The sequence below is a fragment of the Nonomuraea sp. bgisy101 genome, from assembly GCF_057708945.1.
On record NZ_JBYITD010000026.1, the window covers coordinates 132,333 to 151,120 of the forward strand.

An 18,788-nucleotide genomic window follows, 5' to 3' on the forward strand; every position below is an offset into this window, starting at 1 on the left:
CGGCCCCCAGGCCGGCGGCAGAGCCGGATTACGAGCATCCGCGAGGAACGACGATGCAATCCGAAATCTCCCCCCAGGACGGCTGTCCCCACCCGACCAACCGCGTGCGGCAGTTCACCACGCCGCGACCGGCGCTGGCACTGTCGACGGAAGTCACCGATCTCGAGTCGGAGGCCGTCGACTTCCTGAGCCGGTACCACGCCGAGAACCCTGGTCTCAGCCCCGCGCTGCCCGACCGGCTCGCTGCGGTCCGCGCCGAGATCACGGCGACCAGCACGTACACGCAGAGCATCGAGGAACTGACGTTCGGCGCTCGGGTCGCCTGGCGCAACGCGTCACGGTGCATCGGCCGCCTCTACTGGAACAACCTGCAGGTCCGTGACCTGCGAGAAGTAAGGTCAGCCGAGGAGATCCACCGGGAGCTCTGCGAGCATCTGCGCCTGGCCACCAACGGCGGGCGGATCCGGCCGACGATCACCATCTTCGCTCCTGACACGCCCGGTAACCCGGGTCCACGCGTGTGGAACGACCAGTTGGTCCGGTACGCCGGGTACCGCAGCCCTGACGGCTCGGTGATCGGCGACCCGGCCCACCTGGAGCTCACCGACAAGGTCCTGGCGATGGGCTGGCAACCGCCCGGCGGGCCGTACGATCTTCTGCCGTTGGTCATTGAGGCCTCCAACCAGAAGCCCGAGCTCTTCGAAGTGCCCCGCGGCATCGTGCTCGAGGTGCCGCTCACCCATCCGGAGTATCCGTGGTTCGCCGATCTGGGGCTGCGCTGGTACGCGGTGCCGGCCATCGCGAACATGCGGTTGCGCGTCGGTGGCCTCGACTACCCGCTCGCGCCGTTCAACGGCTGGTACATGGGAACCGAGATCGGCGCCCGCAACCTCGTCGACGTCGACCGGTACAACCTGCTGCCTGACGTGGCCCAGCAGTTGGGCCTGGACACGGCGCGTGAGAGCACGTTGTGGCGCGACCGCACCCTCGTGGAGATCAACATCGCGGTGCTGCACTCCTTCGAGGCCGCGGGTGTGAAGATCTCCGACCATCACACCGAGTCGCGACGGTTCCTCATGCACCTGGCGAGAGAGGAGCGCCAGGGCCGGATCGTGCCCACAGACTGGAGCTGGATCGTGCCGCCGATCTCGGGCGGGATAACGCCGGTGTTCCACCGGTACTACGACGAGGCCGAGCTGAGCCCGGGGTTCCACCATGACGGACAGGCCACGTGGCGGGAGCGTGACCACTGCCCGGTCCCGCCGGGTCGCATAGCCGGGAACGGCAGGTAGCCCGTCAAGCACATCGACCAGGTCGAGCGCGGCCTGGAAGTGAGACGCACGCCAAGGAGGACCAGTCATGATCCGATCCATAGTTATCGTGGGCGGCGGAACCGCCGGCTGGATGACGGCCAGCTATCTCAAGGCTGCCTTCGCCGACCGCATCGACGTCACGCTCGTCGAATCCGCGCAGGTGTCGCGCATCGGCGTCGGTGAAGCGACGTTCAGCACAGTGCGGCACTTCTTCGACTTCCTCGGCCTGGATGAGGCGGACTGGCTGCCCAAGTGTGCCGGCGGCTACAAGCTGGGCATCCGCTTCCAGGATTGGAGCACCCCAGGCCAGCACTTCTACCACCCGTTCGAGCGGCTGCGGAGCGTGGAGGGCTTCTCCCTGGCCGACTGGTGGCTGGAGCTGGGTGATCACAGCCAGCCCTTCGACCGCCAATGTTTCATCACCACGGCCCTGTGCGACGCGAAGCGCTCACCGCGGATGCTGGACGGCTCGCTCTTCACCACCGGCATGGACGGCTCACTCGGCCGATCGACACTCGACGACCAGCGGGCGCAGTTCCCGTACGCCTACCACTTCGACGCCGACAAGGTGGCGTCCTACCTGGCCGATTACGCCGTCAGGCGCGGCGTCCGGCGGATCATCGACAGCGTGGAGAACGTCCGCCTGGACGAGCGCGGGCATATCTCCAACATCCAGACCGCCGAGCACGGCGACATCGCGGGCGACCTCTTCATCGACTGCACCGGCTTCCGCGGCCTGCTGATCAACAAGGCGCTCGACACGACGTTCATGTCCTTCGAGGACGTACTGCCGAACAACCGGGCGGTGGCCCTGCGCGTGCCTCGCGCGGACGTGACGGAGATGGAGCCGTACACCACGGCCACCGCGATGAGCGCGGGCTGGATGTGGACGATCCCACTCTTCCAGCGCAACGGCAACGGCTACGTCTACTCCGACCAGTTCATCAGCCCGGAGGAGGCGGAGCAGGAGCTCCGTGCCGCCATCGCACCAGGCCGCGACGATCTGCAAGCCAACCACATCCGCATGCGGATCGGCCGTAACACGGAATCCTGGGTCAAGAACTGCGTGGCGATCGGGCTGTCCAGCGCCTTCGTCGAGCCGCTTGAGTCGACCGGCATCTTCTTCATCCAGCACGCAATCGAGCAGTTGGTGAAGCACTTCCCCGACGAGCACTGGAACCCGGCGCTGACGCGCGCCTACAACAACCGCATCAACCGGGCGGTCGACGGGATCAAGGAATTCCTGGTGCTCCACTACAAGTCCGCCCGGCGCGAGGACACGCCGTACTGGAAGGCGGCGAAGCTCCGGCCGATGCCGGACAGCCTGGCGGAGCGGCTCGACCTCGCCGCGAACCGGCTCCTCGACGAGGAGACGATCTACCAGGGCTACCACGGGTTCGAAAGCTACTCCTGGAACGCCATGAACCTCGGACTCAACCGCCGGCCGCCGGCCAACCCAGCTCTCAAACACCTCGACGCCAACATTGCCCGTGAGGCCATGGCGCAGTTGCAGAAGGAAGCCGACGAGCTGGTCGCTACCCTGCCCTCCTGCTACGACTACCTAGCCTCCATCAACGGCTGAGGGAACACCATGAGAGTCGTTGCCAGGACACCGTCGGGATCGACCGTGGAGAACGATCCGGCGGACCCCTTCCGGCTGTTCATGAGCTCCTGGTTCACCGGCGTGTCCATCGTCACCTCGGCCGGCGCCGACGACCGGCCGCACGGACTGACCTGCACGTCGCTGACGAGCGTCGCGCTGGACCCGCCCACCTTGCTCGTCTGCCTGCAGGTCGGCAGCGGCACCCTGGCCGCAATAGAGGAGCGGCGCGCGTTCGTCGTCAACCTTCTGCACGACGGTGGGCAGGCCGCCGCGCAGCGGTTCGCCTCACCGGAACCCGATCGGTTCTCGTACGTCCGCTGGCGCCCCGCACCGCTCACCGGCCTGCCCTGGTTCGCTCACGATGCCTTCGCGATGGCCGAGTGCCGGGTGGCGAACTCGGCCATCGTCGGTGATCACGTGATCGTCTGCGGCACGGTCGAGAACGTGGTGGCGGACGTCGCCCGCCCCCTGCTATACGGCGCCCGAGCCTTCCACACCCCCGGCCCGCCGACCGACCGATAGCGGCTTCCGCGCCCTGACCATGGCTTCCTTATCACTCAACTGACTGCCCGGGTGTTGGCCTTCTCTCCACCCTGGACCCCGGTGCGGCCGAGCGTCTGGTCTGCCGAGTCTGTCATCCCCTCGAGTACGACGAGGACGCGATCGAGTCCGCCGAGCTTGTCAGGCAGGAGATCAACCAGGTACTGGCCCTGCAGGGGCTGACGGTTTCCTATGTCGCGGGGCAACCCGTGATGGCCCGGCTCGGGCAGAGCGGCGCGGTCTACACGGTGCCGGAGGAGCTCGAACCGCGCCTTCGCGCGATCATCCCCGACTCCACCGCCGTCGACTGGCTCCTGGCGAGGGCCGAGGCGGCATAGGCGAGGCTCCGCTCGGCCACCACGCCCGTCGTCGTCAGCACGCGTAGGCCCGCTGCCCTCGCCCCGCGACGGCCGCCGCCGCCAGCGCGGACTTCCCGATGCCCGCCTCCCCCCGCAGAAGCACGCCGCTACCGTCCTCGGGGTGCTCGACGAGCCAGGACAGGGCCTTCAGCTCGGCTTCCCGTCCGAACAACGACACGGATGTCACCACACCTGAGCGAAGCAGGCGACGGCGACGGCCAGCACGAGCACGGCCACCGAGAGCACCTTCATGGGATCACATCCCTTCCGTGATGAGGCAGGCTGGACCGAGGGTCAGACGGCGATCGCCCGGATGACGACCGGGATGTTGCCGCGGGTGGCCTTGGAGTAGGGGCAGATCTGGTGGGCCGCCGCGCCGAGTTCCTCCGCGGTCGGCTGGTCGATGCCACCCAGTTCGAGGTTGAGCACGGTGGCGAGGCCGAACTCGCCGTCGTCACCGTGGTTCAAGGTCACCTCGACCGTGATGCTCGTGCTGGCGAGCCGTACCTTGCGCACCGCGGCCGCCCTGCGCACGGCGCCGAGGAAGCACGCGCCCCAACCGGCGGCGAACAGTTGCTCGGGGTTCGTCGCGTCTCCCGCCCCGCCGAACTCCTTGGGGATGGCGAGGCCGGTGTCGAGGAGCCCGTCGTGAGCCGAGACCCGGCCCCCGTTGCGTCCTTCTCCGGTCACGGTGACGACGGCGGTGTAGCTGGCAGCCATGGCTGTTCCCTTCCTCGCGGACGGGGACGCCCACTTGCGTCACCCGTTCAACTGGTGACGATATTGGCAGGTGCTTCATCACCTGTCAAACAGGTGACGGAGGGGTCTCACTTCGCCAGTCCACCGCAGGTGAAGCCCTTCTCGCGCTCGGGCTGGAGCTCGATCCGGCCGAGGTTGGTGGTCTCCATCGGCCTGCGGAAGGTCTCGACCTTGTCGCAGTCGTACAGGACGTACGTGCCATCGCTCTCGACCCCGAGCAACGGGGCGGCGATCAGCAGGAGCAGGACTAGCGTGCTCATCATCCGGCCGAACAGCACCGCCTGATCGACTCCCACCTGTTGCGGGTGCTCGATGCCGATATAGAGCACGGCGTAGAGCGCCACCGCGATCGGTACGACGACCGAGCCGATGCGCTCCAGTAGCGCCATGACGCCGCCGTCCTCCTGCGGTGTCTCGGGTGCCTGGTGGGATTCGCGGGATATCGGGTGACTCGACATGGCGTAGGACCCTAGGTGCCGGGTTTCCGCGGAACGTTGACGAAGTGTTAGCGGCGATGCCCGGAAGGGACCCCACCGGGCGCGCCCTTCCGCCGACGCACCATCCCTGAACAGCGCTGATAGGGCGTATACACCAGGCCGACAACCCGTATACGGCCTCTCGCGCGTCATCTGACGCCGGTCGGCGGTACCGCTTCGGCAGTCGTTTGACCGGCGCGGCATCAGACCGGCCGAGGCCAGCATCGAAGCGGCCGGAGACCTCCGGCCGTTCCGCACGAGCGAAAGGTGCCGATCATGCCTTTCATCACCCTCAAGGACGGGGCCCAGAAGTTCCACAAGGACTGGGGTTCCGGCCGCCCCGTCGTCTTCTCGCACGGCTGGCCGTTGAACGCGGACGCCTGGGACCGCCAGGCCCACCTCATCGCCGCGAACGGGCATCGGGCGATCAGCCACGACCGCCGAGGGCACGGCCGTTCCACCCAGACATGGGACGGCAACACCATGGACCAGTACGCCGACGACCTTGCCGAACTGCTGGAGCACCTGGACGTCCGCGACGCCGTCCTGGTCGGCCACTCGACCGGCGGTGGCGAGGTGGTGCGCTATCTCAGCCGCCACGGCTCGGCGCGGGTGGCCAAGGCCGTCCTGCTCGGCGCCGTGCCGCCGTTGATGCTCAGGACGGCCGCCGATCCGGAAGGCACACCGCTGGAAGCCTTCGACGGAATCCGTGCTGGCGTGGCGGCGAACCGATCGCAGTTCTACTACGACCTGAGCGAGACGTTCTACGGGTTCAACCGCCCCGGTGCGAGCGTGTCGGAGGGCAAGCGCCGGGAATTTCTGGTCGCAGGGCATGGCGGCGGGGTTGTCGGCCGCGCTGGACTGCGTCAAACAGTTCTCCGAGACGGACTTCACCGCCGAGCTGCCGCAGATCGACATCCCGGTGCTGGTCGTGCACGGGGAGGACGACCAGATCGTGCCGATCGCGGCGTCGGCCCTCAAGACGGCCGAGTTGCTGCCTCGGGCGACGTTGAAGATCGTGCCGGGAGCCCCGCACAGCCTGGTCGGCGCGTTCGAGGAGACGTTCAATCGGGCGCTGCTGGAGTTCGTGGCGAGCTGAAGGTGAGGCCGGGTCGCCCCGGCCGGGTCCACGGTCCGGCGGGTCAGCTGTTGACCGCGACCCGGTCGGGGCGATTCATGGCGTCACGGAGGGCCGCTCGGGTCGAGACACCGAGCTTGGGGAAGATCCGGTACAGGTGGGAGCTGACGGTACGCGGTGACAGCCGCAGCCGCGTACCGATCTCCTTGTTAGTGAGGCCGCTGGCCGCCAGGTCGGCGATGCGCTGTTCCTGCCAGGTCAGCGACGTGTACGAAGCGGAGACCAGCGGAGTCGCGCCGATGATCCGCAGCTCGGTACCGGCTCGCTCGGCCCATGCGGCGGCGCCGAGCCGTTCGAAGGTCTCGGCTGCCTGGACGAGGAGAGGCCGGGCCGCCGTGCGTTCGCGGGCCTGGCGCAGCCGTACCCCGTGGGCCAGCTGGATGCGCGCCGTTTCGAACGGGAACCGTGCGGCCGCGGGATGGGAGATGGCGCGCGCGAACATCTCGGCGGCCTCTCGTTCCGAGCTCGCGGTCATCGCGAGGGCTCCGTAACAGGTCAGGGCCAGGCGCGGGGAGAGGTCGGCGAAGCCCGCCTCGCTGGCGGCGAGGGCGTGCCGGCGCGCCTGTTCCGTACGGCCGGTGTGCAGGGCTGCCTCGACGAAGTCGAGGAGAGTCCGTGACGCCTGAACGCGGTAGGCCCAGAAGGTCCCCGGTAGCGTGATGTCGGCGGCCTGGCGGTAGGCGGCCTCGTAGTCGCCCGAGCTCAGCGAGATCGTCACGGCAACCGAGTCGGCGAGATCGGTGAGCAGGCCGACGCCGCGCGGGCGGGCCCAGGTCTCGACCTCGGCCCACAGCTCACGAGCCCGGGCGACCTGGCCACGAAGGGCGGCGAGCTGCGCGAGGTGGGCCCGTGTCTGGTAGGCGAGCTGATGACGGCCGTGTTCGACCTCCAGCGCGAGGACTCGTTCTCCCGTCCGCGTCGCGGCTTCCCAGTCTCCGGCTCCCATCTGGTCCAGCATGATCACCGTCAGCATCAACATGCCGCTGAAAACGGTGCCCGTCGCCAGTTCGCGCTCTACGACGCGCTCCGGGTGCGGCCGGTACTGGGTGACGATGTCGAGGTGGTAGGCCGCCACGGCCAGGCGGGAGACGTCCCAGGGCTCCCGCGCGCGCAGGTTCGCCGCCGCCCGCTCCAGCGGTTCAGCCCAGCCGCGCCCATGCAGGACCACATCGCTCCAGGTGTTGCCGTAGACGTGGGTCTGCTCGGTGACGAAGTCGCCGAAGGACGCGAGGATCTCGTGCGCCTCGCACCACAGCTCAGGGTCGGCCGCGTACCGCGTGATCACGAGCATGAGGTCCAGCATCCGGGCGAGCGTCTCCGTGCGCTCACCGCGCATGTCCTCGATCATCGCCACGACCTGCCGATAGGCAGAGCGCACGTCGCCGTCTTCGAAGAACGCCTGGTGGACGGCGACGGCGGCCACGTCAGGACCATAGGTGAGCGGGCCGGGGGGAACCTCGGCGCCGAGTCTGGCCGCGTATCCCGACAGAAACGTCGCGTAGCCGAGCCGCCTGGCCCGTTCCCCGGCATCCTCGCTCAGCTCGTCGGGTGTGACATGCGCGGCGGTCAGATGCATCGCACGACGTTCGAGATCGTCGCGGTGGATGTCAGCGAGCGCGCGATGCGCCGCCCGGCACTGGTCCGGGGTCGCCATCTGCACGACGCTCGAGCGGACCAGCGGGTGACGGAAGGTGACGTCACCGGTGATCGGTTCGGCGTCCAGCAGGCCGCACGCCACGGCCTCGTCGACGTTGCGCATCCGGTGGCGCGGCTTCTGGCCGCCGTCGCCCGGCCGGGTACCGACACCGTCGAGCGCGGCCATCAACAGCTCCGCTCGAGCCTGGTCGCCGAGCTCGGCGATGCGGGAGCCGTACAGGCGGTGGAGCTTTCGCGGCAATCCCGCGTCGCCCGCCTGGGACGGGAGCTCCAGCAGCGCGAGGGGGTTGCCGAGGGCCTGGTCGAGCACCCATTGGCGGACCTCCTCGGTCAGGGACGGGTGCCGCTGGTCGAGCAGGCGTACCGCGTCCTCGTCGCTCAGCGGGCCCACCGGCATCTCGGGCAGCACGGCCAGATCGAACCGGGAAGCGATCTCGTCCCGGACGGCGATCAGCAGCTTCACCGGGAAGCCTCCGATCCGGCGTCCGACGAAGCCGAAGACCTCGGCGCTGGTGTCGTCGAGCCACTGGCCGTCGTCGAGGATCACCAGCAGCGGACGACGCATGGCGATCTCCGACAGCAGGTCGAGCACCGCGATGCCGAGCGTCATCACTGACGGGAGATCGTCCGCCTGCCGCCCGGTGACCGCGTCGAGCACCGGGCGGCTGTCGGTCAGCGGAAGCAACTGGTAGAGCAGCTGGTGCAACCCGGAACAGGGCAGTTCGGACTCGGCCTCGACGCCGGTGATCCGGCTCACGAGATGACCGTCCCGGACCGCGAGCTCCGCCGCTTCCTCAAGCAGGGCGCTCTTGCCCACACCCGCCTCGCCCCGTACGACCATCACCTGGCCACTGACCGACTCCACCATGCCGGAGATCACCGCCCGCTCATGATTCCTGCCGATGATCACTCTCGCCGCCCCCTAATCCGCGTGACTTGACTGGTGATCAGCCTCGCCCAGCGGGGGTCCCGTGGCCCCAGGGAACGTCCCTGGTCCACTCTCTGGGGGCCACGGGTATATGCCGGGCCGGGCGCACATCCGGTGCCCGTGGCCGGCCCGGGGAGGTCAGTGGCCCGGCCCCCGGACCCAGGCGACCAGGGCGGTGAGATCTGCGGCCTGGCCCCCGCTCAGGCCGCAGTGCTCGTCGCCCCGCTCGCGGCGCATCGGTCACCTGACGCCCGGCCGCTCGGGCGTCGTCTGACTCACCGTCAGATGACCGATGTGCGCAGGCCGGAGCACAGCCGAGGGTGGGGAGCGTCAGAATCGCTCACCCAGAAGGTGAACTCCATGAACCACCGGTCCAGGCGACTTCTCGCCACGGCGGCGACGATCGCCGCCGCCGTCTGCGTCCTTCCCGTCGCCGCCCTGGCGGACACGGCCGGCAAGGCGCCGAAGCAGAAGCCCACAGTCATCCTGGAGCACGGCGCCTTCGCCGATGGCTCCAGCTGGAACGACGTCGTCGCCGGCCTGCGCCGCGACGGCTACCCTGTGATCGCCGCCGCCAATCCGCTGCGTGGCGTCGCCTCCGACGCCGCCGCGCTACGCGGGCTGATCGAGCACGTCGACGGACCCGTCATCCTCGTCGGTCACTCCTACGGCGGCAGCGTCATCAGCGCGGCCGGCACGGGGAACAGCAAGGTCAAAGCCCTCGTCTACGTGGCGGCGTTCCTGCCTGAGGCCGGCGAGAGCGCGCTCGGGCTCAGCACCGAGTTCCCCGGCTCGACGCTTCCCGGCACGCTGGAGCCGGTCGGCACCGACCTCTACATCCGGCAGAACGCCTTCCATCGCCAGTTCGCCGCCGACGTCCCCGCGCGGAAGGCCGCGCTGATGGCCGCGTCCCAACGCCCGGTCGCGAAGGCCGCGCTGGAGGAGAAGTCGACGGCGCCCGCCTGGCGGGAGAAGCCGAGCTGGGACATCGTCACCACGAAGGATCTCAACATCCCCGTGGCCGCCCAGCGGTTCATGGCCGAACGCGCCGGGGCCCACATCATCGAGGTCGCCGCGTCCCACTCCGTCGCCGTCTCGCGCCCGGGCGTCGTCGTCAACGTCATCGAATCCGCCGACCGCGCGACCCGCTGAGGAGAATCTCATGGACTGGAAACTCGAAGTCGTCGTCCTGCCGGTGTCCGATGTGGACCGTGCGAAGGCCTTCTATGTCGAAACGCTGGGATTCCGGCTGGATGCGGACTTCCCCGTCCGCGACGGATATCGCGTCATCCAGGTGACCCCGCCGGGCTCCGCCTGCTCGATCATCTTCGGTGACGGGCTGACCACCACGGCCCCGGGCACCTATCTGGGCCCGCATCTGATCGTCACCGACCTCGAAGCCGCGCTGAAGGACCTCGCCGCCCGTGGGGTGACGGTGAGCGGCCCGTTCCGCGACACGTCCGGGGTCTTCCACCACCCCGGCCACGCCGAGCGGGTGTCCGGGTTCCACCCCGAGCGGGCCAGTTACGGCTCGTTCGCCTCCTTCCATGACCCCGACGGGAACCAGTGGTTCCTCCAGGAAGTCACCCAGCGCGCCCCCGGCCGCTGAACGCCGTCCCCAGAGGAGGGCGGCTCCCCCGCCCTCCCCATCACTCTTGGAGATCCTGTGCGCATTTTCGACGTCGTCGTCATCGGCGCCGGCCCGGTCGGTGAGAACGTCGCCGACCGGACGACCGCCGCGGGGCTGGACACCGTCATCGTGGAATCCGAACTGGCCGGCGGGGAGTGCTCCTACTGGGCGTGCGAGCCCAGCAAGGCGCTGCTCCGCCCGGCTCTCCTGCATGCCGAGGCCCGCGGCATGCCGGGCCTCAACCCTGATCCACTGGATGTCGCGGCCGTGCTACGGCACCGCGACCGCATGTCCGGTCACTGGAACGACCAGTCCCAAGTGCGCTGGCTGAGGGAGGCGGGCATCACGCTGGTGCGCGGGCACGGGCGGCTGGCCGGGCCGCGCACCGTGGAGGTGACCGGAGCCGACGGCGCCGTCCTGCGGCTGTCGGCGCGGCACGCCGTGGCCGTCTGCACCGGGACCCGGGCAGCCCTGCCACCCGAGCCTGACTTCTCCGCCCTGCAGCCCTGGACCAGCCGCGAGGCCACCAGCGCCACCCGGGTGCCGCCGCGGCTGGCCATCGTCGGCGGAGGCGTCGTGGCCGTCGAGATGGCCACCGCGTGGCGGGCGCTCGGCTCGCGGGTCACCCTCGTCGTCCGGGAGCCTGGGCTGCTGCCCCGGACGGAGCGGTTCGCCGCCGACCTGGTCGCCGACGCGCTGCGCGCCTCGGGCGTCGAGCTTCGGTTCGACACCACCGTCACCGCCGCGACCCGCACCGACGACGTCCGCCTCGAACTGTCCGACGGGGAGGTGCTCTGTGCCGACGAGCTCCTGCTGGCGACCGGCCGCGCCCCTCGCACCGATGACCTCGGCCTGGAGACCGTCGGTCTTCGCCCCGGTAGCTGGCTCCTGAGCGACGACACCTACGCCGTGCTCGGCGTCACCGGCACCTGGCTGTATGCCGTCGGCGATGTCAATCAGCGCGCCCTCCTCACTCACCAGGGCAAGTATCAGGCAAGGATCGCAGGCGCGGTCATCTCCGACCGCGCACGCCATCTTCCTCTCGACCGCGGCCCGTGGAGTCCCCACACGGGAACCGCCGACCGCGTCGCCGTACCCCAGGTCGTCTTCACCGACCCCGAGATCGCCTCTGTCGGCCTCACCACCGCCGACGCCGCGAACGAGGGCAGGGACGTCGACATCGTCGACTACGATCTCGGCCTCGTCGCCGGCGCCCATCAGCACAGCCCCGGCTATGTGGGGCGGGCTCGGATCCTCCTCGACCCGGCCCGCGGCACCGTCCTGGGCGCGACCTTCGCCGGCCGTGGCGTCGCCGAGCTCCTTCAGTCGGCGACGTTCGCCATCACCGGCGAGATCCCGCTGGACCGCCTCTGGCATGCCGTTCCGGCCTTTCCGACGCTCAGCGAGGTCTGGCTACGCCTCCTGGAGACCTACCGGGACACCGCCGCTCCTCTGCGCACCGGACGCTGACCATGGAGTGGTTCTTCCTGCCGTGGACCTTCGTCCCTCAGGCGCCCAGCTGGTACGAGAGCCAGTGGAACCGCTACGAACCCCCCGGGCCTGCGGAGAAATGGTTGATCGAGATCATCTATGAGATCGTGGCCGCCGAGACCCGCTGCACGCGGTGCGGCGCTCCGCTGGAGCCACCCCGCCTGCGGGCCGACGCCTGGCCCGTCCGGGTCGCCGCTCGCTGCCGGGGTACCGCCCGCCACCGTCACCGCGCCGACGTCTCCCGCGCCCCGGACGGCCTGCACACCGAACCCCTCGCCCGAGCCTAGCTGGAGCCTTCCATGAAAGTGATCTTCGACTCCGTTTCCGCCCTGGCCGATGCGCTACGCCGCGCGGCAGCGGCCCACGCTTCCGACTCCGGCCCTGACGTGGGTACCGACTGGCCGGAGTGGTACGCCCACCACATGGCCGCCTTCAACAGCTTCGGCCGCTTCAGCCGTCTCCCCGAACCGGTCCGCCTGGCGGGCACGGTCGCCGGCCATCCCGCGGCTCCGCCGACGGACCCGGCCGGCGACCGTGATCGCGGCCAGGAATTCTTCCTCCGCTACGCCTCTCCCGACCTCTGATCGACAGGAACCTCCGATGACACACCAAGACCCTCTCTCCCCCGGCACCCACACCTACCGCGTGGCCGGTCTCACCCAGCGGTACCACGTTCACGGGAGCGGCCCCGTGTGCGTGGTCCACTCCGGTGGGCCGGGCATCTCCTGGGCGTACCTGCGTATGCCGATGCTCGAAGAGCACCTGACCGTCGTGTACGTCGAGCCCATCGGCACCGCGTGGGACAGCCGCCTGCCCTCACACCCGCACGGCTACACGCGTGAGCGCTACAGCGGCTTCCTGGCGGCGCTCATCAGCCGTCTCGGTGTGGGGAAAGTGCACCTACTCGGGCACTCCCACGGTGCCTTCGTCGCCGCCTACCACGCCCTGCACCGCTCGGAGCAACTGGCGGGGATCATGCTGTACGAGGGCGCACCCGTCACCGGACCGGAACACGCCGCCGAGGCGGGCCGCATGCTGGAGGCGTTCGCGGCGAAGCACGCCGACCACCCCGAGCTGCCCGGTGTGCTTGCGGCGTTCGCCGCGATGCCCGGCATCTGCAACGACGAACAGACCGAGGCGGTCGCCAAGGGTGTGCTGCCGTCGTACTTCGCCGACTTCTGGGGCGAGGAGGAACGTTATGGCCCGCTCCGTGCCGCGATCCGGGCAACCTACATCTCCGGGCTGGACGAAGATCTCGCACCCGACACGATCGACGATCGCGCCACGCTCAAGAACCTGACGATCCCGGCCCTCGTGATCGTGGGCAGGCACGACGTGATCTGCGGTGTGCGCTGGGCGCGCGAACTGGACGACCTACTCCCCGCCTCGGACCTGCTGATTCTGGAGAACAGCGGCCACCTGGGGCATGTGGAGGAGCCGGAGCTGTTCGCCTCCGCCGTACGCCAATTCGTCACGGAGACCAACCGGTAGCCGGCCGGGTGCCCAGCGGCGCACGCGCTGTACGCCGCCCGGACCGCCGGACGGCGTACAACCTCATGAAGACGCCGGGTCTTCAAGACTGCACGTCAGTCTTCACTCTTGAAGATCGTCAAGACCTGCAGCACCTCCAGGTAGATCCACACCAAGGTCGTGGTGAGCCCGAACGCGGCGAGCCATGCCGCCTTGCGCGGAGCGCCTTCGGCGATGGCCTCCTCGACCTGCTTGAAGTCCAGGGCGAGGAACGCGGCGCCGAGTACGATGCCGATCAGCCCGAAGACGATGCCAAGCACTCCGCTGTGGAAACCCAGGCCGTTCCCCGAGCCGAACGCGGAGAAGAGCGAGTCGGCGACCAGCAACAGCAGAAAGCCCATCGCGGCGGCGCCGACGAAACCGGCGAACCGCTGATTGACCCTGATCCAGCCCAGCCGGTAGGCGACGAGCGTGCCCCCGGACACCGCGAACGTGCCGAGTACCGCCTGACCGACCAGACCCGGCGCGATGTGCGTCGAGACAGCGCTGGAGAACACGCCGAGGAAGACGCCCTCGAACGCCGCGTACCCGAGGATCAGCGCCGGCACCGGGTTCGACCTGAACGCCTGCACCATCGCCAGGACGAAGGCGACGAGCGCCGCGACCACGGCGATGCCATAGGACCGGCTGAGGTTCGCCTCGTCGACGGGCAGCAGCAGCCAGGACAGCACAGCCGCCGCGACCACGACTCCCAGGGTCGTCGCGGTACGGACGACGACGTCGTTCATGGTCAACGTGGCTGAGCCGATCTCCCGACCTGTGTCGGAGAGGGAGACGTGCGCCGGTTCACGCCTGCCGGCGTCCCAGCGGGAGAGGATCGGATTACTGCTCTTCATGTCACTTCTCTTCTGTGCGGATGACGACGCCTGTGCCTCCACCTTTCGCCAGGGGCGAGGATCCGCGCATCGGTCACCTGACGGTCGAAAGCGCCGAGAGGCCGTCATTTGACTGATGTCCGCCGCGGCATCCCGGACCAGGGTGGGCAGGAGAGAACAGCGACATCCGAAGCAGCGGAGAGGATCCATGGCCAAGACCGACGTTCATTTCCTCAGCGGCGGCATCCGCATCGCCGCGCACCTGTACCTCCCACATGCTCCGGCGACGGGCCCATGGCCGGCGCTCGTCGTCGGCCACCCCGGCACCGGGGTGAAGGAACAGACCTCCGGCACGTACGCGCAACTGATGGCCGAGCGCGGATTCGTCGCCCTCGCCTTCGACGCCGCCTACCAGGGCGAGTCGTACGGCCTGCCCCGCGGGCTGGAGGATCCCGCGCAGCGGGTGGAGGACTTCAAGGCCGCCGTGTCCTACCTCATCACCCGCGAGGAGGTGGCACCGGATCGGATCGGCCTGCTCGGCATCTGCGCCTCGGGCAGTTACTCGCTGGCCGCGACCGCCGGCGACCACCGGGTCAGGGCGGTAGCCACCGTCTCCACCGCCGAACCGGCCCGCCAGTTCCGGCTGGGGGCCGACGGCACCCAGGACCCGGCCGTCTTCCAATCCCTGCTGGCCGCCGCCGCTCAGGCGCGCACCGCCGCCGCACGCGGTGAGGACCCCGGCGCGATGACGATGTTCCCCGACAGCGCGGAACAGGCAGACGCCCTCGGCGGGGAGCACGGCATCGAGGGCTTCGAGTACTACTGCACTCCACGTGGTGAACACGAACGCTCGGCCAAAACCCTGGCCTGGGAGAGCATCGACAAAATGGCCTCCAGCGACGCCTTCCACGCCATTCCCCTGATCGGTTCCCGGCCCCTTCTCCAGATCATCGGTGAGCGTGCCGTCACCGCCTGGATGGCCGTCGAAGCCCACCAGCGCGCCGTCGGCCCCAAGGAGATCCACTGGATCAAGGACGCCAGCCACGTCGATCTCTACGACAAGAAGGAGTACATCGACCCCGCGGTCGACAAGCTCACTGGCTTCTTCACAGCCGGCCTCGCCGCGACGGCGCAGATCCTCGTCCAACCACTTCCAGGAGCTACTTCATGAGCGACTTCCCCTCCCCTCCGCCCGTTTCCCAGGACCGCCGATTCGTCCTCGGGCAGCATCTGAGCCTCTCCGTCCTCGCCTCCGGGGAGGAGACCGATGGACGTCACGACATTTCCGATATCACCCTGCCGCCCGGTGCGGGTACGCCCCTGCACCTGCACACCGGCTATGAGGAGCGCCTCTGGATCGTCGAGGGCGCACTGACCGTGTGGGCCGGAGTCGACACCTACACGCTGCGCCCGGGTGACTTCTACCGCGTGCCGATTAACACACCGCACACCATCAAGGCGGGCCCAGACGGGGCGCGCAGCTTGACGATCACCTCTCCCGCCCGGTTCGCCGAACTCATCCGCCGCACCGGGACGCCCGCTCATCTCGCCACCGCCGAGACCGAATGGGATCTCCAGCTGTTCCAGGCGGTGACCGAGGAGTTCGGGGACGTCATCCTCGGCCCGCCCGGCGCCACACCCGCGAGCCTGGGCCCGGACTGGCAGCGGTGATCTAGCGGTTCAGCAAGTCGCCGTTCTGATGCAGGGCGGCGGCGAGCTGGCGGCGGGAGGTGATGCCGAGCTTTCCGAAGACCTTGCGCAGGTGCCACTCGACGGTGCGAGCGCTGAGGAACATCTGGGCGCCGATCTCCGGATTCGTGAGGCCGTCTGACGCCAGCTGGACGATCAACGTCTCCTGGGCGGTCAGGGTGTTCTCGCTCTCCGCCGCGCTCTGCCGTACCCGCTCGCCGGTCGCCAGCAGTTCGCGGCGGGCTCGCTCGGCGAAGGCCCTCATCCCCAGGTCGACGAACATCTCGTGAGCGGTCTTCAGCTGGTGGCGGGCGTCCACACGGCGGTTGTCGCGGCGGAGCCACTCGCCGTAGAGCAGGTGCGCCCGGCCCAGTTCGGGCCGAAGCGGGGTACGGCCGAGCCGATCGATCGCCTCCAGGTAGAGCCGCTCGGCGACGTCTCCGCTGCTGAGCAGGGCGCGCGAGCGGGCTTCGAGGCCGAGTCCCACATCGGTGCCGCCGGCCGTCGTCGACTCCGCGAGCCGGGCGAGAGCCGCTTCGGCGGCCGGGATGTCCCCGGTGCGAGTGGCGGCCTCGACCAGTTCCGGCAGCGACCACAGGGCGATGAACAGGTCGGAGGAACTCTCGCTCGACGCCACAGCGGCGGCCAGTGCCTCGCTGTAGCGGCCAAGGCTGTTGTACAGGACGGCCGCCACCCAGTTCGCGTAGGTGACGCTCATGCCCTGGCCGGTCACCTCCGCCGCGGCGATCATCGAGTGGATGAGGGGGACGGCCTTCTCCTCATCGCCGCGGAGGCACGCGAGCATCGTCGGGCCGATCGCGTCCGCGGGAGCCCCGGTGACCTCGCAGATCGTCTCGGCCTCGGCGAACATCGCCGTCGAAGCCGCGAACTCGCCCGACCAGGTGGTCACGGTTCCCAGAGCTGCCAGCACGATTGGCAGCAGATCGAACGCACCGGCCGTCCTGAGGACCTTCACCTCCCGTTCGAGCAGGAAGCGCCAGTTGGTGAAATCCCAGTTGCCGACGGCGGCGGCGTGCGCGAACCAGCCCCAGCGCAGCACCTGCTCCGGGGTGAGCGAAGCGTCGACGATCGCGCTGACCGCGCGTCGCAGGACGAGTGCAGCGGCGGCCGGGCCGTCCACGATGATCCGCGCCAGCGCGTCGAGGACGAGCTCGGCCTCATCCGGCTGCGCCGACACCGGCAGCCCGCGGGCGGCTCTGGACACATCAGCCAGGCTGCCGCCGACCGCGAGGTCCCCGGCGAACATCGCCGCCATCCACGCGTTCAGGTAGGTCTCGCGAGCCAGATCAAGGTCGAGCGGTTCGAGTTGCTTGGCCGCCTTCAGCAGCAGCGGCGGACCGTCGCTGCCCAGCCCGGAAGCGAAAGCGACATTGCCCCGCAAGAGGTCCGCGCGAGCGCTCTGCAGTTCGGTCAGCGGTTCGGCGCGGACGATCGCCAGCAGTTCGAGGACACGGTCGTACGAGCCGGCACTCATGTGGGCGTGAGCCGCGGCGTGATCGGCCCGCCGCGCCGGGTCGACGGTCAGGGCAGCGGCCTGCTCCAGGAACGCCGCGGCCGCGTTGGGTCCGCCGCGGGCGTGCGCCCTGCTCGCGGAGCGTTCGAGGTCGGCCGCTGCCTCCTCATCCGTCCCGTCCGTTGCCTGCGCTCGGTGCCACGCCCGGCGATCCGGATCGGTATCCGGGTCGGTCGACTCGGCCAGCGCGCGATGTACGGCACGCCGCTGCTCGGCCGTCGCCGACTGGTAAGCCGCCCTTCTGAGCAGCGGGTGCCGGAAGCTGATCCGCTGCCCGAAATCGGCCAGCCCCACCTCCGTCGCGGGCCGGGCCGCCACGTGCGAAATCCCGAGCAGGCTGGCAGCCCGCCAGATCAACTTGGCCTCACCCGAGGGCTCGGCCGAGGCCAAGCAGATCAGCAGCCTCGTGTCGTCGGGCAGCGCATCCAGTTGCCGGGCGAAACTGTCCTCGATCCGTCCCGTCAGGGGAGCCGTACCCGGGAATCCGAACCCGCCGGCGAGCTCTTCCCTGGACATCGTGCGCGGCAACTCCAGCAAGGCCAGCGGATTGCCCCGGGTCTCGGCCACGATCTGATCCCGCACCCGGGTGTCGAGTGGCCCCGTCAGCGCGAAGGAGAGCAGCTCGTGCGCGTGCTGATCGGCAAGCCCGCCGAGGCGCAGCTCACGGACGCCGGCCACCTCATCGGTCGGCGTTCGCGCGCCGAAGACGATGCCGATCGGGTCGGCCCCGAGACGTCGTGCGACAAAGCCGAGTGCCTGCGCCGATGCTCGGTCCAGCCAGTGCATGTCGTCCACCACGCAGAGCAATGGCTGTTCCCTGGACGCCTCCGACAGCAGGCTGAGGACCGCCATGCCCACCATGAACCGCGCCGGTGGCGGGCCTTCCGCCAGTCCAAATGCCGTCTGCAAAGCCAGCTGCTGTGGTGTGGGGAGTGCCTCGACCCGATCCAACAACGGGCCACAGAGCTGATGCAGCCCGGCGAAGGCCAGCTCCATCTCCGATTGCATGCCCGAGACCCGAAGCACCCTCAATCCGAGCGCGTTGGCGGCCATGTCGTCGAGTAGAGCCGTCTTACCCAGTCCTGCGTCTCCGCTCAGAACGAGGGCCCGTCCCTCACCGGCACGTACGGCTGCGAGGAATCCGGTCAGGAGTTCCCGCTCGCTGAACCGATTGATCAACTCGACGGGTGCGCCTTCCAGACTCGACATCTCCAACACATCCTTTCACCAGCGCGGATAATGCCACGAGGGCGAAGGTCACAGCAATTTCTGAAGCCGCTCGCCGAACGGACGCCCGAGCGGCTGAGTACCAGGCGGATCAGCATGT

General features: G+C 69.2%; 19 protein-coding genes and 1 pseudogene. 14 read left to right on the forward strand and 6 right to left on the reverse strand.

The features are described 5' to 3' along the window. Positions 1 to 53: 53 nt before the first annotated feature. From AC3EO4_RS38660 to AC3EO4_RS38675, 4 genes are all read left to right on the forward strand, one after another. The gene (locus AC3EO4_RS38660) at positions 54 to 1,292 is read left to right on the forward strand and encodes a nitric oxide synthase oxygenase (protein ID WP_379575675.1); all 1,239 of its coding nucleotides are present in this window, start codon (positions 54 to 56) and stop codon (positions 1,290 to 1,292) included. Between the two features lie 67 nt (positions 1,293 to 1,359). Continuing rightward, positions 1,360 to 2,895, forward strand: a complete 1,536-nt coding sequence (locus tag AC3EO4_RS38665; RefSeq protein WP_431900407.1) for a tryptophan halogenase family protein — start codon at positions 1,360 to 1,362, stop codon at positions 2,893 to 2,895. A gap of 9 nt (positions 2,896 to 2,904) precedes the next feature. Next, a complete protein-coding gene (locus tag AC3EO4_RS38670) occupies positions 2,905 to 3,438 on the forward strand; it encodes a flavin reductase family protein (protein WP_431900409.1) in 534 nt (177 codons plus the stop codon). A gap of 227 nt (positions 3,439 to 3,665) precedes the next feature. Then, positions 3,666 to 3,794 carry a hypothetical protein gene (locus AC3EO4_RS38675; RefSeq protein ID WP_431900410.1) on the forward strand — a complete coding sequence of 43 codons (129 nt, stop codon included), beginning with the start codon at positions 3,666 to 3,668 and terminating at the stop codon, positions 3,792 to 3,794. A 34-nt stretch (positions 3,795 to 3,828) separates the two neighbouring features. On the opposite strand, the gene AC3EO4_RS38680 is transcribed toward AC3EO4_RS38675, so the two are convergent. The 3 genes from AC3EO4_RS38680 to AC3EO4_RS38690 all read right to left on the reverse strand — a co-directional run bounded on the left by AC3EO4_RS38680 (position 3,829) and on the right by AC3EO4_RS38690 (position 5,032). Then, positions 3,829 to 3,993: an AAA family ATPase gene (locus tag AC3EO4_RS38680; RefSeq protein ID WP_431900412.1), complete on the reverse strand. Its 165-nt coding sequence runs from the start codon at positions 3,991 to 3,993 to the stop codon at positions 3,829 to 3,831. Positions 3,994 to 4,109: 116 nt separating this feature from the next. Further along, positions 4,110 to 4,535 carry an Ohr family peroxiredoxin gene (locus tag AC3EO4_RS38685; protein WP_379575679.1) on the reverse strand — a complete coding sequence of 142 codons (426 nt, stop codon included), beginning with the start codon at positions 4,533 to 4,535 and terminating at the stop codon, positions 4,110 to 4,112. A 107-nt stretch (positions 4,536 to 4,642) separates the two neighbouring features. Next, positions 4,643 to 5,032 carry a hypothetical protein gene (locus AC3EO4_RS38690; RefSeq protein WP_431900414.1) on the reverse strand — a complete coding sequence of 130 codons (390 nt, stop codon included), beginning with the start codon at positions 5,030 to 5,032 and terminating at the stop codon, positions 4,643 to 4,645. A gap of 294 nt (positions 5,033 to 5,326) precedes the next feature. On the opposite strand from AC3EO4_RS38690, the pseudogene AC3EO4_RS38695 reads away from it, so the two are divergent. Both AC3EO4_RS38695 and AC3EO4_RS38700 read left to right on the forward strand, forming a co-directional pair. Further along, positions 5,327 to 5,761, forward strand: a pseudogene (locus AC3EO4_RS38695) (alpha/beta fold hydrolase); the annotation flags it as partial. Between the two features lie 121 nt (positions 5,762 to 5,882). Beyond that, the gene (locus AC3EO4_RS38700) at positions 5,883 to 6,149 is read left to right on the forward strand and encodes an alpha/beta fold hydrolase (protein ID WP_431900415.1); all 267 of its coding nucleotides are present in this window, start codon (positions 5,883 to 5,885) and stop codon (positions 6,147 to 6,149) included. Positions 6,150 to 6,192: 43 nt separating this feature from the next. Here the strand turns inward: AC3EO4_RS38700 and AC3EO4_RS38705 are convergent, their stop codons facing one another. Next, a complete protein-coding gene (locus AC3EO4_RS38705) occupies positions 6,193 to 8,754 on the reverse strand; it encodes an AAA family ATPase (RefSeq protein ID WP_431900416.1) in 2,562 nt (853 codons plus the stop codon). A 378-nt stretch (positions 8,755 to 9,132) separates the two neighbouring features. Between AC3EO4_RS38705 and AC3EO4_RS38710 the strand changes: the two genes are divergently transcribed. Genes AC3EO4_RS38710 through AC3EO4_RS38735 form a run of 6 tightly spaced genes read left to right on the forward strand, consistent with a single transcriptional unit; the run spans position 9,133 to position 13,384 of the window. Further along, positions 9,133 to 9,924 (forward strand): alpha/beta fold hydrolase, encoded by a 792-nt coding sequence (locus tag AC3EO4_RS38710; protein ID WP_431900417.1) that lies wholly within the window; start codon positions 9,133 to 9,135, stop codon positions 9,922 to 9,924. A 10-nt stretch (positions 9,925 to 9,934) separates the two neighbouring features. Further along, positions 9,935 to 10,381: a VOC family protein gene (locus AC3EO4_RS38715; protein ID WP_431900419.1), complete on the forward strand. Its 447-nt coding sequence runs from the start codon at positions 9,935 to 9,937 to the stop codon at positions 10,379 to 10,381. A 57-nt stretch (positions 10,382 to 10,438) separates the two neighbouring features. After that, complete coding sequence (locus AC3EO4_RS38720; protein WP_431900421.1) at positions 10,439 to 11,872, forward strand: dihydrolipoyl dehydrogenase family protein; 1,434 nt, start codon at positions 10,439 to 10,441, stop codon at positions 11,870 to 11,872. A gap of 2 nt (positions 11,873 to 11,874) precedes the next feature. Next, complete coding sequence (locus tag AC3EO4_RS38725; protein ID WP_431900422.1) at positions 11,875 to 12,180, forward strand: hypothetical protein; 306 nt, start codon at positions 11,875 to 11,877, stop codon at positions 12,178 to 12,180. A gap of 12 nt (positions 12,181 to 12,192) precedes the next feature. Next, entirely contained in the window at positions 12,193 to 12,477 is a 285-nt protein-coding gene (locus AC3EO4_RS38730) for a hypothetical protein (RefSeq protein WP_431900424.1), read from the forward strand. A 16-nt stretch (positions 12,478 to 12,493) separates the two neighbouring features. Then, positions 12,494 to 13,384: an alpha/beta fold hydrolase gene (locus tag AC3EO4_RS38735; RefSeq protein ID WP_379575688.1), complete on the forward strand. Its 891-nt coding sequence runs from the start codon at positions 12,494 to 12,496 to the stop codon at positions 13,382 to 13,384. A 95-nt stretch (positions 13,385 to 13,479) separates the two neighbouring features. Here AC3EO4_RS38735 and AC3EO4_RS38740 read toward each other — a convergent pair whose 3' ends face one another. Next, positions 13,480 to 14,259 (reverse strand): Bax inhibitor-1/YccA family protein, encoded by a 780-nt coding sequence (locus AC3EO4_RS38740; protein WP_431900426.1) that lies wholly within the window; start codon positions 14,257 to 14,259, stop codon positions 13,480 to 13,482. A 187-nt stretch (positions 14,260 to 14,446) separates the two neighbouring features. Between AC3EO4_RS38740 and AC3EO4_RS38745 the strand changes: the two genes are divergently transcribed. Together AC3EO4_RS38745 and AC3EO4_RS38750 are read left to right on the forward strand one after the other, a co-directional pair. Further along, positions 14,447 to 15,409, forward strand: a complete 963-nt coding sequence (locus AC3EO4_RS38745; RefSeq protein ID WP_431900427.1) for an alpha/beta hydrolase — start codon at positions 14,447 to 14,449, stop codon at positions 15,407 to 15,409. Further along, positions 15,406 to 15,909: a cupin domain-containing protein gene (locus AC3EO4_RS38750; RefSeq protein ID WP_379575692.1), complete on the forward strand. Its 504-nt coding sequence runs from the start codon at positions 15,406 to 15,408 to the stop codon at positions 15,907 to 15,909. The genes AC3EO4_RS38745 and AC3EO4_RS38750 overlap by 4 nt, the downstream gene beginning before the upstream one ends. 1 nt (position 15,910) lies before the next feature. Here AC3EO4_RS38750 and AC3EO4_RS38755 read toward each other — a convergent pair whose 3' ends face one another. Next, positions 15,911 to 18,670, reverse strand: a complete 2,760-nt coding sequence (locus AC3EO4_RS38755; RefSeq protein WP_431900429.1) for an ATP-binding protein — start codon at positions 18,668 to 18,670, stop codon at positions 15,911 to 15,913. Positions 18,671 to 18,788: the final 118 nt, after the last annotated feature.

Bases quoted from the DNA above. Each gene is read 5' to 3' on its own strand.
- AC3EO4_RS38725 (WP_431900422.1), top strand. From the start codon at position 11,875: ATGGAGTGGTTCTTCCTGCCGTGGACCTTCGTCCCTCAGGCGCCCAGC.
- AC3EO4_RS38715 (WP_431900419.1), top strand. From the start codon at position 9,935: ATGGACTGGAAACTCGAAGTCGTCGTCCTGCCGGTGTCCGATGTGGAC.
- AC3EO4_RS38660 (WP_379575675.1), top strand. From the start codon at position 54: ATGCAATCCGAAATCTCCCCCCAGGACGGCTGTCCCCACCCGACCAAC.
- AC3EO4_RS38690 (WP_431900414.1), bottom strand. From the start codon at position 5,032: ATGTCGAGTCACCCGATATCCCGCGAATCCCACCAGGCACCCGAGACA.
- AC3EO4_RS38730 (WP_431900424.1), top strand. From the start codon at position 12,193: ATGAAAGTGATCTTCGACTCCGTTTCCGCCCTGGCCGATGCGCTACGC.
- AC3EO4_RS38685 (WP_379575679.1), bottom strand. From the start codon at position 4,535: ATGGCTGCCAGCTACACCGCCGTCGTCACCGTGACCGGAGAAGGACGC.
- AC3EO4_RS38740 (WP_431900426.1), bottom strand. From the start codon at position 14,259: ATGAAGAGCAGTAATCCGATCCTCTCCCGCTGGGACGCCGGCAGGCGT.
- AC3EO4_RS38745 (WP_431900427.1), top strand. From the start codon at position 14,447: ATGGCCAAGACCGACGTTCATTTCCTCAGCGGCGGCATCCGCATCGCC.
- AC3EO4_RS38710 (WP_431900417.1), top strand. From the start codon at position 9,133: ATGAACCACCGGTCCAGGCGACTTCTCGCCACGGCGGCGACGATCGCC.
- AC3EO4_RS38670 (WP_431900409.1), top strand. From the start codon at position 2,905: ATGAGAGTCGTTGCCAGGACACCGTCGGGATCGACCGTGGAGAACGAT.
- AC3EO4_RS38750 (WP_379575692.1), top strand. From the start codon at position 15,406: ATGAGCGACTTCCCCTCCCCTCCGCCCGTTTCCCAGGACCGCCGATTC.
- AC3EO4_RS38735 (WP_379575688.1), top strand. From the start codon at position 12,494: ATGACACACCAAGACCCTCTCTCCCCCGGCACCCACACCTACCGCGTG.
- AC3EO4_RS38755 (WP_431900429.1), bottom strand. From the start codon at position 18,670: ATGTCGAGTCTGGAAGGCGCACCCGTCGAGTTGATCAATCGGTTCAGC.
- AC3EO4_RS38665 (WP_431900407.1), top strand. From the start codon at position 1,360: ATGATCCGATCCATAGTTATCGTGGGCGGCGGAACCGCCGGCTGGATG.
- AC3EO4_RS38700 (WP_431900415.1), top strand. From the start codon at position 5,883: ATGGCGGCGGGGTTGTCGGCCGCGCTGGACTGCGTCAAACAGTTCTCC.